Source organism: Pseudonocardia sp. P1 (assembly GCF_000178675.2).
GTDB lineage: Bacteria > Actinomycetota > Actinomycetes > Mycobacteriales > Pseudonocardiaceae > Pseudonocardia.
Genome location: NZ_ADUJ02000001.1, coordinates 5,883,972 through 5,896,693 on the forward strand (window position 1 = coordinate 5,883,972; position 12,722 = coordinate 5,896,693).

Sequence of the window (12,722 nt, forward strand, 5' to 3'; positions counted from 1 at the left end):
CTGCAGTAGGCCGGTGGTGGAGTCCTGGGATCGGTGCTACCAGCACCAGAACGCATGGTCGTGGGGAGTCGGCCGGTACCGGACGTGGCAGGCCGCTCGGCGGCGTGAGCGAGCGGCCGTCGCTCGCATTCCTCGACCGCGGGAGCCCGCGCCGACCGGTCGGCTGACGGAGCGGCAGAAGGCCGAGATCGCGCGGTCCGTGCTCACTGTCGGCTGGCGGCGGACGGTCGCGGATCAGCTCGCAACGGCGCTGAACGACGACGTGTGGCGGTCCGCCCCGCGGTGGCGGGTCGGCCGAGTCGACTGCTCGTCCCTCGCCGACCTCGCGGAGCAGGTGGACGAGGCGAAGCAGGCCGTGCACGACGCCGTCGGCACTGTGGCGGCACGAGCGGCGAAGCGCCTGGACCGTGGCTCGCTCGAACAGGAGATCCTGGCGGCGTTCGCCCGCAGGATCCCGCTTCCCGGGGACGAGCAGGCGGACACGGTCGTCCACGGGCTGCGTGTGACGGGCGTCTTCGTGTGCCTCGTCGGGAAGGGTGACGTCCTCTCGTGCCCGTGCTTCCGGGCGTTGGCGAAGGACCGGACGAAGGAGGAACTCACCGAGCTGCTGGAACGGCGGCTCGACGAGATCGTGGCCGAGTACCGGCCCCGATGGCAGCAGCCATGATCCGAGCTCTGCGAAGATCGAAGAATCGGTGATTGTCTGGGGGGAGAGGAGCTGATGGCGGACGCTCAGGCCACGGTGGCCGCCGCTCGCGACTTGGCCGCGCGCGGCACCGCCCTGCTCGGCCGGGCCGAAGAACTTCGCGCTCGCGCCTCACACCAGTTGGACGCCCTGAAGGCGGACGAGGTGCACCGGCGGCTGCAGGCCATGCCGGTGTCCGCGCTGAAGGAGGCGGCCTGCGGGGGCGTCCGATGGGCCGCGATCGAGCAGGCCGGCCTGCGCAGCGTCGCCGACGTGCAGAACACGCGCCGGCTCGTCGGGGTGCCCGGCGTGGGGGAGCGGTCCGCGGAACAGGTGACGCGCGCCGCGTGGGCCGCGGCGATCGCGGTCCGGGCCGAGACCCGGTTCCGGTTCGATCCCGACCGGGCCACGCGCGCGCAGGCCGAGCTCCTCGCCACCCTCGCCGCGTTGAGGGCCGCCGAGGAGGCGGAGGCCCTCCGGCCGCACCTGGGTCGGCTGCCGAAGGCCTGGTCCCGCGCAGCGAGTGCTGAAGCGGCCCGGTGACCCAGCCGTCGACCTCCCACTGTGACCGGAGCCGAACCGCGGTCAGCGCCGGATGCTCTCGGGCGACCGCGGGCACCAGCTCCCGGTACTCGTGCCTGGTCGAGACGGCCCAGCGCAGGATGTTCTCCCGGTCGACGAAGAGCCGCCGCTGCAGCGGTTCGACGTTGCCGTTCTACAGCACCTCGCGGGCGCGGCTGCGGCGCCACGCGCGGCGCAGCGCCTTCGGCAAGGTGACGGTCCAGAACGGCAGGTCGAGCCACACGAGCAGGTCCGTGCGTGCGGAGAGCCGCGGGCGTGCCGTGCCGTACTGCCACTCGGTGACCCAGGCGTCGGCCGCGGTGAGGTGCTCGACGTCGTCCAGGAACGACGGGCGCGGCACTCAGCCCGGCCCGTGGAACAGCACATCGCTGTCGGTGTGCGGCGCTAGGCCGGGCCCGGTCCTGCCTCGCGGATGGGTACACCGCCGCGACCCTGGAGCTGCCCGGCAGCGGCGGTTGACCCCGCCTGCCCGGCGTCAACGCCGCCCGCACCGGCCTGCGCCGTGCGCTGCAGGCGGGCGAACCCGTCTCCGACGCCGTCGTCGAACCGGCTGGTCATGCCGCTGGTCGACGCGTCGGTCCCGGAGTGGCGGGCGGTGCTCGCCGCCCTGCCCGGGCACGGCCCGGTTGCTTGGTCGGGCGTGATCACCGCGATCGGCGTCCGGATGGCGCGGGGACCGCGGATCGTGGCGGCGCTGCTGTTCGCCGGGAGCCACCTGCCACGGCGAACGTCGAGGAGGCCCGGCGGGTCACCGTGCCGGCGCTGATGCTGTCGCAGTGGGACGGCGAGGGCCACCCGGGCCCGCCAGGTCACCTCGACCGGTCCTGGCCGCTCGGGCCGAACCTCTGCGTCCCCTAGCCCCACGCAGAACCGTCGCTCCGCGACCGCCTGCCGGCGGCCCTGGACACCACCCGAACCATGCTCGTGCGGCCTCGTATCGGTGCAGGGAGGGGAGTGGGCAGGGGAAGGGCCGTGCCGTCAGGCTCGATGATCACGAGGAACATCGAGGGAACATCCCTCCCAGGTCCCTCGGGCACAGGCCGCACCGAGCCGGTAGAAGACCGGCAGGTCAGTGCGTTGAACAAGCCTCACCAGCAGCAGGAACGCAAGCCGGGCCGCATTCACACCGACGAGGTCACTGGTTCGATCCCAGTATCGCCCACGCCGGTCAGAGGCCCAATCCGACCAATTCGAGTTGGGCCTCAGTCGTTCCCGGAGTACTTTTCCGGATCACCGCAGCCCCGCCATTCCCGCGGCCGGCCAGTGATCGCGGGCCCGGGCCTCCCCCTGGCGACCGGCGCGCGCACGACCGCCACCGCGGCCGGCTCGAGATGTAAGGAAGTCGCACTCCGGATTGCCCGCAGGCGCGACGACGGTGACGAGCATGTCCCGTTCACGATCCCGGGGTGCGCCTCCGGGATCGACCTGAAGCGAGTCGGCAGCCTCCGGGGCGACGATGCGGACATGGCTCCTGACGCGCTGTTCGTCGTTGTCCTCCTGTTCGACTCGACATCGTCGGCGCCGAGCTATCGACCGCTCTACCGCGAGGACGTCCTCATGCTGCGCGCGCCGTCACTGGACGGCGCCCAGAGGCTTGCCGAACGACACGGGCACGACGCCGAGACCACCTTCACGAACCACGCCGGGGAGACGGTCAGTGATCGCCTGGTGCGCGTCGTCGATGTCGCTCCGGCTCTGAGCGACGACTTCACGACGACAGTCGTCGACGTGTACAGCCGTCACTTCCGCGACATCGCGGCGTACCGGCGGTTCGACCCCTTGTGCGACGGCGAGCAGCTCTGACCATGAGCAGCAGGGCGGGCCCTGACCCCGGCTTTCGAGACATCCGTACCGGGCCAGGTGAAACCCTGATGTCGTTTTCTTTCCCCGTCGTCACAGTCACCGACATGAACGCGGTACTGGAGCCGGCGGACCAGGAGCACGCAGGCGTGTGGGAACTCAGGATCGGTGTGTTCTGCACGGCTGAGCAAGCCAGAGACCTGACCGACAAGATCCAACTGATGCTCTGCCCCGACCCGATGCATCGATCTCCATGTCCGATCCCCTGGTCGACGGCACACTGGAAACTGGATGACGATGAGGCCGTCGAGAACTACCCGGAGTTGATCGAGCAGGCGCGGATCGAGCAGCACGGTGGTGGGCCCGTCGCGGGACCAGCCGAGTGAGGGCAGCTCCACGCCGATGCCAGCCCAGTGTCGCCAGTGTCAGAACCTCTGGTCACGTCATCGAAGAGCCGGATCTGACCAGGGATTTCGTTGTGTCCGGGGATGTACCCGGAGCTCATTTCCGGAGCCTGCTTTCCAGGCCGGCTCCGGAACGACCGGTCAGATCCGCAGTGCAGGCGGGGGCGCCGCCGGCAACCCTCGACCGGCCCCGCGGTGACGGCCTGAGGTGGATCCGCGCGAACTCACATCAGCTCGATGGTTGTGGGGTGAGCAGGCCGAGGGGGTCGGCGCTGTAGGCGACCATCCAGGTGGGGTCGATGCGATACCAGACGCTCTCGTCCCAGAACGGGTTGTCGCCGTCGTCGTCGTAGTGGTCGACGAGGTAGTCGCGGACGTCCGGCCAAGTCGGGTCGCTGTTAGTCCCCTCGGGGTTCAACGGAATGGCGTGTCCGTGCGTGAAGATGCCGAGCTGCTCGCCGCGCATGAAGGTCGCGCTGATGCCGGGCCGCGCTGCGAGATGGCGGGCTTTCGCGGCCTGGCGGTGGGTACCCATGATCCAGCGGCCGTGCAGGAAATGCCCGTCGGCGCCGCTGATGCGTGGCTCGCCGCGCCGGGTGACTGTGGCGATGGCCAGTGTGCACATGCCCTGGCAGGCGTGGACGACCTGCTCGGCGTCCACGGTGCTCTCACCTGGCCGAACGATCGACTTCAGGTGGTCGCTGGACGCGGCAAGCGACTTGTCGAGCAGGACCTGGAGGCTGCGAAGCTCGTCGGGAGTTTCGAACATTCGGGCAGGTAATCAGCTCCCACCGACAGCGAGGCTGTCGAGCTGCGTACTGAGGGAAGAACGCGCTCGGGACCGGAACTCTCGCTGCGCGGATCCGCTACGGCCTGGCGGCGTACCGGCCGCTACTGAACGCCCCGGGCATCGAGCTCCGGCTCCACATCGAACTGCCTGGCCATCGCTGTTCCTCCAGGAAGAGGCCGTCGCCGGGTGTCGATCACCGACCGGACCACCGATGGGTCGGGTCCCGCGCGCACCGGTTCCACCGGCCGTCATGCCCCAGGCCTCCCGGCGGCCAGGTCGGCGGCGGTCCAGACCATCGCGATGGCGCCGTCGAGGACCGCGCGGTCGGCCGCCGGGCTGATGGCTGCCGCGGTGAACTCGGGCTGATGGTTCACCGCGGGCGCGCAGTCCAGCCCGAGCATCGGGTGGATCGTCGGCACGACGTGCGAGACGTTGCCCATGTCGGTGGCCGCGCCCACGACACCTCCCGCGGGCAGGTCGGGGAACGTGCGGCCGAGCGCTTCGGCGTTGGCCCGGTAGCGGGCCAGCAGCCCGGGGTCGGGGCGCAGGTCGGCGTAGTCGGGGCAGGCCGGGACGAGTTCGAGATCGCAGCCGGTGGCCAGGGCGCCGGCCTCGAAGCAGCGTTGCACTCGCCGGGTCAGCGGTCCCAGCTCGTCGACGGTCCCGGTCCGGACGATCCACCGGCCGCGGCCGAGGTCGGGGATCACGTTGGCGGCGGTCCCGGCCTCGGTGACCACGCCCTGGATCCGGTCGGTGCCGGTGGTCTGCTGGCGGAGCAGCCCGATCGCGACCTGGGCGACGGTCATCGCGTCCGCGGCGTTGATCCCGCGCTCCGGATAGGCACCCGCGTGCGCGGGGACGCCCCGGTAGGTCACGTCGAACACGGAGACCGCCGAGCCGGGCATCGCCGCCATCTCGACGGCTGCGGGGTGCACCATCATGGCGGCGTCGAGGCCGTCGAAGGCCCCGCGCTCCAGCATCAGCACCTTGCCGCCGCCGCCCTCCTCGGCGGGTGTGCCGAGCACGGTCACCGTCAGCCCGAGGTCGTCGGCGACCCGCGCCAGCCCGAGCCCGGCGCCGACGGCCGCGGCGGCGATGACGTTGTGCCCGCAGGCGTGCCCGATGCCGGGCAGCGCGTCGTACTCCGCGCAGATCCCGACGTGCACCGGGCCCGTCCCGATCGTCGCGCGCACCGCGGTCGGCAGGCCGTGGCACCCGTGCTCGACGGCGAAATCGGCCCCGGCCAGCGCTTCGGCCACCCACGTGCTGGCGCGGATCTCGGAGAACGCGAGTTCGGGGTGCGCGTGGATCCGGTGTGACAGAGCGACCAGGTCGGTGCCGGCAGCCCGGATCCGCCCCTCGACGTCGCGCCGCAGCCGGTCGGGGGCGGTCGGCGGCGCGGTCACGGCGCCGCCACGTGCACCGTCGCCGGGCGGGTCGCGGCGTCGAAGGCGGCGTGCGATCCGGTCGCGCCCATCCCGCTGTCCCCGGACGGCTCGTAGACCCGGCCCGGTCCGCCGCCCTGCCACTGGTTCACCCAGGTCACCGCGGCCGGCACGGACCCGGCCGACGCGATGTGGGCGGGATCTGAGGTGTAGACGGTGCACGCCAGGCCGAACGGCGAGTCGCCGGCCCGTGCGATGCCCTCCTCCCAGGAGTCGACGATCCGGACCGGCGCGACCGGGCCGAACGTCTCCTCGGTCATGACGAGCATCGACTCGTCGACGCCGGTGAGCACCGTGGCGGGGTAGAAGCTGCCCGGCCCGGGCGGGACGGCCCCGCCGACGAGCACGGTCGCCCCGCGGTCGACGGCGTCGGTGACGTGGCGGTGCACGATCTCCCGCTGACGCCGGTCGACGAGCGGGCCGAGCACCGTCTTCTCGTCGCGGCCGTCGCCGGTGGTGTAGCCGGCCGCGGCCTCGCAGAGTGCGGTCACGAACGCCGTCGCGACGTCGCGGTGCACGTAGATGCGTTCCATCGACGTGCAGATCTGTCCGGTGTTGACGAACGCCCCGAACGCGACGGCCTGCGCGGTCGCGACCGGGTCGACGCCGGCGTCGACGATCACCGGGTCCTTGCCGCCGAGCTCCAGCACGGACCGGTGCAGGCTGTGCCCGGAGCTCGCGCCGACGGCGCGCCCGGCCGCGACCGAGCCGGTGAACCGGACCAGTCCGACCCCCGGGTGCCCGGCGAGCGGGCCGCCCGCGCGGACGTCGCCGTGCACCAGGCCGAGCACGCCGTCGGGCAGGTCGAGCAGCTCGACCAGGCGCGTGCTGGACAGCGGGGAGCGCTCGGACGGCTTGAGGACGACCGTGTTGCCCGCCGCCAGCAGCGGTCCGATCGCGATCAGCACGTTGAGCACCGGGAAGTTCCACGGCGTGATCACCGCGGCGACGCCCAGCGGGTGGCGCAGGACGCGGGTGGAGCTCCCGTCCGGATGCGTGGTCGTGGTGTCGAACGTGTAGCTGCGGGCGTCGGCCAGCGAGCCGCGCAGCGCGGCGACGCCGTTCGCGATGAAGGTCGCGCCCAGCCCGACCGGCTTGCCCATCTCCCGGCACTGCAGCTCGGCGAGCTCGTCCGCGTGCGCGGCAACGGTGTCGGCGACCCGCTCCAGGTGTGCGAGGCGCTCGTCGAGCGACAGCGTGGACCACGCCGGCCGGGCCGCGGCGGCGGCCGTCACCGCGCGGTCGACGTCCTCCGCGCAGCCCACCGGCCACCGGGCCACGAGCTCGTCGGTGGCCGGGTCGACCAGGTCACCGGTCTCGTCTGCGGCCGATGTCGTCCAGTGGCCCCCGATGTGGTTCTGCAGCGTGCGCACGGCTGGGATCGCGCTCCTCGGGTCGTGGGCGGGGGCGGTCACGAGCGGCCGAGCCGGTCGGCCATCAGCTCGCCGGCCATGATCGCGGCGAGGTTCGTGTTCGCCCGCGGGACGGACGGGAAGATCGAGGCGTCGACGACGTGCAGCCCGTCGACGCCGAGCACCCGGCAGCCCGGGTCGACGACGGTGTCCCCGCTCGCCGGGTCGCCCATCCGGCAGGTGCTGGTGGCGTGCTGGGCGTCGGCGGCCGTGGCCAGGAGGTGGTCGTCGAGCTGCGCGTCGTCGTCCAGGATCGAGAGCAGCCGCCCGTTCACCCGGTCGACCGGTCCGTCCGAGATGGCGGCGACGTCGTCGCCGCGGGCCATCGTGACCAGCGCGCGCAACCCGGAGCGCAGCCGGGCGAGGTCGCGCTCGTCGGAGAGCATCGCCTCCCGCACCTCGGGATGTGCGGTGGGATCCGACGAGGTCAGGGTGACCGAGCCGCGGGAGTGGGCCTGGTTGACCCAGACCCCGAAACCGCCCGCACCGAACCGGACGTCGGCGCTCTCCATCGACAGGACGTTCTGGTTGAGCGACACGAACATCATGTCCAGCGGCAGCGCGTTCGGCGCGTCGCTCGTGTAGCGCACGCAGACGTTGGTGTGCCGGTCGTCGGCGGTGCGGATCGCCGAGGCCTCGTTCAGCGGGATGGCGACCCCGACCATCGGGTGGTCCTGCAGACCGGCGCCGACCGGGAGGTCGGCGACGACGTCGATCCCGAGTCCGCGCAGCGCACCGGCCGGGCCGACGCCGGAGCGCATCAGCACCGCGGGAGAGTGCACCGCGCCGGCGCTCAGCACGACGAGATCCGCCCGCTCTTCGACCGGGACGCCGTCGGCGAGGTACCGGACACCCCGCGCACGGCCGTTCTCGATCAGCACGCGGTCGACGAGGGCGTCGCCGCGGACGGTGAGGGCACCGGACCCGCGCACCGGCTCCAGGTAGCCGTCGTTGACGGTGACGCGTCGACCGTGCCGGGAGTTGATCGGGTAGGGCGAGACACCGCTCGCGCCCGGCGCGTTGACGTCCTCGGCCGGGGCGTGGCCCGCCGCCAGCGCGGCCGCGTGCAGCGCGGTGTCGACCGACCCCCAGTCCGCGCGGGCCATCCGGTGGATCGGGGTCGGCCCACCGAGGCCGTGGTACGGCTCGGCGCCGAACTGCTCGTCGTCCTCGGACCGGGCGAAGTAGGGCAGCACGTCGTCCGGGGACCAGCCGGTGCACCCCTGCCGGACCCAGTCCGTGAAGTCCTCCATCGGCGGCCGGATGGCGATCTGCCCGTTGATCGAGGAGCTGCCGCCGGTGCCGCGGCCCCGCCAGTAGAGAGCGGGCTCCTGCTTGTCGGTCCGGGTCGCCAGCAGGCCCGGCCACACCAGCGGCGCGCTCGCCGCCGGGTCGATCAGTGCGCGCACCGGGTTCGGGGAGCGCCAGACCTCCGCCATCTCCGCCGAGCGGAAGTCGGGGCCGGCCTCGAGGAGCAGGACGTGTCGTCCCTGCTCGGAGAGGCGGCTCGCGAGGACGGCGCCGGACGAGCCGGCCCCCACCACGATGACGTCCCAGCCGTTCCTGGTCACGGACGAACCTCCGCCGGACGGGGCAGCATCCCGGACGGGGCCGCCGATGGCCGGTACTATCAGCGTTTCCTGAACTCTCAGTCAATAGCGAAAATTCAGAGCTGATCGAAATGAGGTCGGTATGGTCGCCTCGGGCACCCGTTCGGCGGACGCGGAGGTCCTGATCGACGACTTCGCGTCGGTCCTCGGCCGGACCATGGGCTGGCCGCCGATGGCCGGACGCACGGCCGGGGTGCTGATGCTCGCCGAGGGGGCGATGACCGCCCAGCAGCTCCAGGCCGACGTCGGTGCCAGCGCGGGGTCGATGTCGGAGATCACCCGCCTGCTGATCACCAACGGCGTCGTGCAGCGGGTGAAGGCGCCGGGTGCGCGGCACTTCGTCTACGAGTGGCGTGCGGACGCCTGGGTCGGCTGCCTGGAACACCAGCTCCGGCAGACCCGGGACCTGCGCGACCTCGCCCACCGGACCGAGGCGAACGGGGCCGCCCTGCCGGACACCCAACGCCGCAGGCTGCGCGACATGGCCGGGTACTACGACTTCATGGTCGCCCGCCTGACGGCGTTGCTCGAGGAGTACCGGGCCGGTCTCTAGCGGTCGGCGATCCCGGACAGCGTCGGCGCCGTCCGCAGCGGGACCACCTCCACCATCGAGATCACCGTGCTGGAGCGCACGACCCCGGTGCAGCCGAGCAGCCTGCCGGTGATCCGGTGCAGGTCGGCGTTGTCCGCGGCGACGACGCGGACGTGCAGGTCGCCGTCCCCGGTGATCGCGTGCATCTCGCACACCTCGGGCACCGCGGCGATCTCGGCGATCGTCGCGTCGGCGTCCCCCTGGCTGATCGCCAGTGTCAGGAACGCGAGCACCGGGAGCCCGGCGTGCGCGGGCCGGACGCGCACGCTCGGCGGGGCGAGGGCGCCGTCGGCCTCGAGACTGCGCAGCCGTGCGTGGACCGTGTTGCGGGCCAGGCCCAGGCGCTCGGCGAGGGCCACGACCGTCGCGCCGGGGTCGTCGTCGAGCGCCAGGAGGATCCTGGCGTCGGTCCCGTCCAGAGGGCGCACGATGACCACCTCCTGTTCGCGTCTCGCCGTAGGATGACGCATCCTGCGCAATCGATCGGTCGAGTATTGCGCAGGGCGATGCATCGTCGTCAGCTGGGGCCATGCAGACCGTGACCGTTGCGCAGTACCTCGCTCGCCGGCTGGGCGAGCTGGGCGTCGAGCACCTGTTCGGTGTCCCCGGCGACTTCAGCCTCACCCTGCTCGATCACATGCTCGCCGAGGGACGCCAGGAGTGGGTCGGGTCCCCGAACGAGCTGGGCGCGGGATACGCCGCGGACGGCTACGCCCGCACCCGGGGCATGGCCGCGATGGTCACGACGTTCGGCGTCGGCGAGCTCAGCGCGATCGACGCGGTCGCGGGCGCCTACGCCGAGAACGTGCCGCTGGTCCAGATCACCGGCGCTCCGCCCACGACGTCCGCCGCCGCGGGACGGCTGCTGCACCACACGCTCGGCGACGGCGACTTCGGCCGTTTCGCCCGTGCCTACGCCGAGGTCACCGCCGCCGGTGCCGTCCTGACCGCCCGGGACGCCGCGGCGCGGATCGACGACGTCCTGGCCACCGCGGTCCGCGAGCTGCGTCCGGTCTACCTGGCCGTACCGGTCGACGTCGCCACCGCACTGGTGCCCGCAGCGGCGGCCCCGCTCCCGCTCACCGCGGCGGACGAGCGCGCGGTCGGCCGGTTCCGGTCCGCCGCCGCCGACCTGCTCGGCGGGGCCCGCAGCGCCGTCCTGGTGGCCGGCCACCTCGTGGAACGCTCCGGCGCCGTCGACAGGTTCGCCCGGCTGGTCGACGCGGCCGCCTCCCCGGTCGTCACCCTGGTCTCCGCCCGCGGCGCCGTCGACCCCGACTCGCCGCACTTCGCGGGGGTCTACTGCGGAACGATCGGTGCCAAGCGGGCGATCCTCGCCGTCGACACCGCGGACGTCGTGATCGAGGCCGGGACGCTGATGGCCGACGCCGTGACCGGGATGTTCTCGCACCGCGACGATCCCGCCCACACCATCCACCTGGGACTGCACCGTGCGACGGTGGCCGGGGCGCGGATCGACGGCGTGCCGTTCGCGACCGCGCTGGACGTGCTGACCGAACTGGTCGACGGCGCTGCGCTGCGCCGCGACCTGCCCGACACCGCTCCGGAGGGGCCCGAGGCCGGTCCGGAGCTCGACCAGGCGACGCTATGGGCGCACCTGGAGAGCTGGTTCCCGCACGGGCACCGGCTGGTCACCGACATCGGCACCACGTTCTGGGGGCGCGGCCGGGATCACGCTGCCGGCAGGCACCGACGTCGTCGCGCAGCCGGTGTGGTCGTCGATCGGCTACGCGCTGCCCGCCACCCTGGGCTGCGCCGTCGCCGACCCGGCACGACGACCGGTGCTGGTGATCGGTGACGGTGCCGCCCAGATGACGGTGCAGGAGCTCAGCACGCTCGCGCGGCTGCCGCAGCCGCCGGTCGTGATCGTCGTCGACAACTCCGGCTACACGATCGAACGCGCCCTGCAGAGCCCGTCGGCGGTCTACAACGACGTCGCCCCGTGGGACTGGTGTGCGCTCGCCCGTGCGTTCGCGCCCGGTGTGCCGATGGTGACGGCCGAGCCGGCGACGCCCGGCGAGCTGGACGAGGCCCTGGCCGCGGTGTCCTGTGCACCGGACAGCCTGGCCGTGCTGCACGTGCGGACCGATCCGCTCGACCTGCCCGCCGGACTGCTGGGTCTGGCCGACAGCTACCACGGGCGCTGAGACGCCGAGGAGGGTCGGCGCAGTGCCCCCGGCGCGCGGTCACGCACCTGCGCCGCGTCCCCGGCGGGCTGGTGCGAGAGCGCCTCATGCACTCGTTCGAGGAGGTCCGGGAGTGAGCCGGCCTCGTGCGAGGTGACCGTGCGCCATGCTCACCCGATGGGCCGTATCGACTACTTCCAGGACCCTGATGCCCCGCAGGCGAACAGCGTCGTCCCGTCCACCACCGCCGCGGTGCGGGACGACCGTGGGCACCTGCTCTTGATCCTCAAGGTCGACAACGACAAGTGGGCCCTTCCGGGCGGCGGCATGGATCTGGGTGAGTCGATCTCCGAGGCCGCCGTCCGCGAGGTTGCCGAGGAGACCGGCCTGACCGTCGAGATCACCGGGCTCGTCGGTATCTACACCGACCCTCGCCACGTCATGGCCTACGACGACGGGGAGGTCCGCCAGGAGTTCTCGGTATGCTTCCATGCCCGGCCCACCGGCGGCAGGCTGCGCGAGGACGGCACCGAGACGAAGGCGGCGAAGTGGGTGGATCCTGCCGACATCGCCGATCTGACCATCCACCCGTCGATGCGTCGGCGGATCGACGACGCGCTACGGGGCGACCGCGCGCCGCGGATCAGCTGAGCCGCGCTCGTTCGAGTCGCCGTGTGGTCCGGTCGATCGCGGCCTCGATCGAGGTTCGCGCCGCCGTCATCGCCCGGGCGACCGCGGAGTCCGGCTCGTAGCGCTCCAGGATCTCGTCGAGCCGTTCCGGGTAGCTCATCCGCTGACCTGCCGGCCCGGTGGTCATGTCCGCCGTCCAGAGTGCATCGGCCACTGGCGAGCGTTCGCGCTCCCAGCGGGCGAGGCGGTCGCCGAGGCCGCGCTCTGCCACTTCGTAGGACGCTGCCGAGTGGTGGGCGACCAACGCGCACAGGCGCTCCGGGTAGCCCTCGCGCTCCAGGTGCGCCGCGCCGTCGATCTGGTGGCTTCCGGTGTCCCGGACGGCGGGGGAGTAGCCGATGTCGTGCAGCCACGCCGCGACCACCAGCAGCTCGCGATCGTCTTCGGTGACGGCCGGGGTCAGTTCCCGTGCCTTCTCCGCCACCGCCTGCACGTGGGCCCAGCGGCGGTGCAGCGGTTCGAGGAGCTGCCGGGCGAGGTGCCGAGCCTCACCGGCCGTCGGTGTCTCAGGCATCACCGCCGACAGTATGCCGCCCCTGCACGCGAAGCTGGGACGCGTCGATCA

Annotated in this window: 16 protein-coding genes; 9 read left to right on the forward strand and 7 right to left on the reverse strand. The window is 72.5% G+C overall.

What is annotated here, in order from left to right; genetic code table 11:
* Window positions 1-199: 199 nt before the first annotated feature.
* Entirely contained in the window at window positions 200-667 is a 468-nt protein-coding gene (locus PP1_RS27360) for a hypothetical protein (protein WP_010241035.1), read from the forward strand.
* Between the two features lie 54 nt (window positions 668-721).
* Window positions 722-1,228, forward strand: a complete 507-nt coding sequence (locus PP1_RS27365) for a hypothetical protein (RefSeq protein ID WP_010241032.1) — start codon at window positions 722-724, stop codon at window positions 1,226-1,228.
* Window positions 1,229-1,400: 172 nt separating this feature from the next.
* Here the strand turns inward: PP1_RS27365 and PP1_RS27370 are convergent, their stop codons facing one another.
* A complete protein-coding gene (locus PP1_RS27370) occupies window positions 1,401-1,607 on the reverse strand; it encodes a hypothetical protein (protein WP_010241030.1) in 207 nt (68 codons plus the stop codon).
* Between the two features lie 216 nt (window positions 1,608-1,823).
* Between PP1_RS27370 and PP1_RS27375 the strand changes: the two genes are divergently transcribed.
* The 3 genes from PP1_RS27375 (at window position 1,824) to PP1_RS27385 (ending at window position 3,453) form a co-directional block, all read left to right on the forward strand.
* The gene (locus tag PP1_RS27375) at window positions 1,824-2,033 is read left to right on the forward strand and encodes a hypothetical protein (protein WP_010241027.1); all 210 of its coding nucleotides are present in this window, start codon (window positions 1,824-1,826) and stop codon (window positions 2,031-2,033) included.
* A 497-nt stretch (window positions 2,034-2,530) separates the two neighbouring features.
* A complete protein-coding gene (locus PP1_RS27380; protein WP_010241025.1) occupies window positions 2,531-3,070 on the forward strand; it encodes a DUF4288 domain-containing protein in 540 nt (179 codons plus the stop codon).
* Window positions 3,071-3,174: 104 nt separating this feature from the next.
* The gene (locus PP1_RS27385) at window positions 3,175-3,453 is read left to right on the forward strand and encodes a hypothetical protein (protein WP_050802527.1); all 279 of its coding nucleotides are present in this window, start codon (window positions 3,175-3,177) and stop codon (window positions 3,451-3,453) included.
* A 247-nt stretch (window positions 3,454-3,700) separates the two neighbouring features.
* Here the strand turns inward: PP1_RS27385 and PP1_RS27390 are convergent, their stop codons facing one another.
* The 4 genes from PP1_RS27390 to PP1_RS27405 form a co-directional block, all read right to left on the reverse strand.
* On the reverse strand, window positions 3,701-4,240 hold the full coding sequence (locus PP1_RS27390) for a pyridoxamine 5'-phosphate oxidase family protein (RefSeq protein ID WP_010241023.1): 540 nt from the start codon (window positions 4,238-4,240) through the stop codon (window positions 3,701-3,703).
* A gap of 269 nt (window positions 4,241-4,509) precedes the next feature.
* Entirely contained in the window at window positions 4,510-5,667 is a 1,158-nt protein-coding gene (locus tag PP1_RS27395) for a M20 family metallopeptidase (RefSeq protein ID WP_010241022.1), read from the reverse strand.
* Window positions 5,664-7,079, reverse strand: coding sequence for an aldehyde dehydrogenase family protein (locus PP1_RS27400; protein ID WP_010241021.1), 1,416 nt, complete (start codon window positions 7,077-7,079; stop codon window positions 5,664-5,666). Before PP1_RS27400 ends, PP1_RS27395 begins: the two co-directional genes overlap by 4 nt.
* A 38-nt stretch (window positions 7,080-7,117) precedes the next feature.
* The gene (locus tag PP1_RS27405; RefSeq protein WP_010241020.1) at window positions 7,118-8,689 is read right to left on the reverse strand and encodes a GMC family oxidoreductase; all 1,572 of its coding nucleotides are present in this window, start codon (window positions 8,687-8,689) and stop codon (window positions 7,118-7,120) included.
* A 121-nt stretch (window positions 8,690-8,810) separates the two neighbouring features.
* On the opposite strand from PP1_RS27405, the gene PP1_RS27410 reads away from it, so the two are divergent.
* On the forward strand, window positions 8,811-9,281 hold the full coding sequence (locus tag PP1_RS27410; RefSeq protein WP_010241019.1) for a GbsR/MarR family transcriptional regulator: 471 nt from the start codon (window positions 8,811-8,813) through the stop codon (window positions 9,279-9,281).
* Here the strand turns inward: PP1_RS27410 and PP1_RS27415 are convergent.
* Window positions 9,278-9,748 (reverse strand): Lrp/AsnC family transcriptional regulator, encoded by a 471-nt coding sequence (locus tag PP1_RS27415; RefSeq protein ID WP_202796455.1) that lies wholly within the window; start codon window positions 9,746-9,748, stop codon window positions 9,278-9,280. The genes PP1_RS27410 and PP1_RS27415 overlap by 4 nt on opposite strands.
* A 101-nt stretch (window positions 9,749-9,849) precedes the next feature.
* On the opposite strand from PP1_RS27415, the gene PP1_RS27420 reads away from it, so the two are divergent.
* From PP1_RS27420 to PP1_RS27430, 3 genes are all read left to right on the forward strand, one after another.
* The gene (locus PP1_RS27420) at window positions 9,850-11,139 is read left to right on the forward strand and encodes a thiamine pyrophosphate-binding protein (RefSeq protein WP_010241016.1); all 1,290 of its coding nucleotides are present in this window, start codon (window positions 9,850-9,852) and stop codon (window positions 11,137-11,139) included.
* Window positions 11,051-11,488, forward strand: coding sequence for a thiamine pyrophosphate-dependent enzyme (locus PP1_RS27425; protein ID WP_010241013.1), 438 nt, complete (start codon window positions 11,051-11,053; stop codon window positions 11,486-11,488). The genes PP1_RS27420 and PP1_RS27425 overlap by 89 nt, the downstream gene beginning before the upstream one ends.
* Before the next feature lie 156 nt (window positions 11,489-11,644).
* Complete coding sequence (locus PP1_RS27430; RefSeq protein ID WP_010241011.1) at window positions 11,645-12,118, forward strand: NUDIX hydrolase; 474 nt, start codon at window positions 11,645-11,647, stop codon at window positions 12,116-12,118.
* Here PP1_RS27430 and PP1_RS27435 read toward each other — a convergent pair.
* The gene (locus tag PP1_RS27435) at window positions 12,111-12,671 is read right to left on the reverse strand and encodes an HD domain-containing protein (RefSeq protein ID WP_010241008.1); all 561 of its coding nucleotides are present in this window, start codon (window positions 12,669-12,671) and stop codon (window positions 12,111-12,113) included. The two genes, PP1_RS27430 and PP1_RS27435, sit on opposite strands and share 8 nt — an antisense overlap.
* Window positions 12,672-12,722: the final 51 nt, after the last annotated feature.

Excerpts from the sequence above, each read along its gene's own strand:
- PP1_RS27365 (WP_010241032.1), top strand. The coding sequence starts at position 722 with ATGGCGGACGCTCAGGCCACGGTGGCCGCCGCTCGCGACTTGGCCGCG.
- PP1_RS27375 (WP_010241027.1), top strand. The coding sequence starts at position 1,824 with ATGCCGCTGGTCGACGCGTCGGTCCCGGAGTGGCGGGCGGTGCTCGCC.
- PP1_RS27385 (WP_050802527.1), top strand. The coding sequence starts at position 3,175 with ATGAACGCGGTACTGGAGCCGGCGGACCAGGAGCACGCAGGCGTGTGG.
- PP1_RS27390 (WP_010241023.1), bottom strand. The coding sequence starts at position 4,240 with ATGTTCGAAACTCCCGACGAGCTTCGCAGCCTCCAGGTCCTGCTCGAC.
- PP1_RS27410 (WP_010241019.1), top strand. The coding sequence starts at position 8,811 with ATGGTCGCCTCGGGCACCCGTTCGGCGGACGCGGAGGTCCTGATCGAC.
- PP1_RS27420 (WP_010241016.1), top strand. The coding sequence starts at position 9,850 with ATGCAGACCGTGACCGTTGCGCAGTACCTCGCTCGCCGGCTGGGCGAG.
- PP1_RS27430 (WP_010241011.1), top strand. The coding sequence starts at position 11,645 with ATGGGCCGTATCGACTACTTCCAGGACCCTGATGCCCCGCAGGCGAAC.
- PP1_RS27435 (WP_010241008.1), bottom strand. The coding sequence starts at position 12,671 with ATGCCTGAGACACCGACGGCCGGTGAGGCTCGGCACCTCGCCCGGCAG.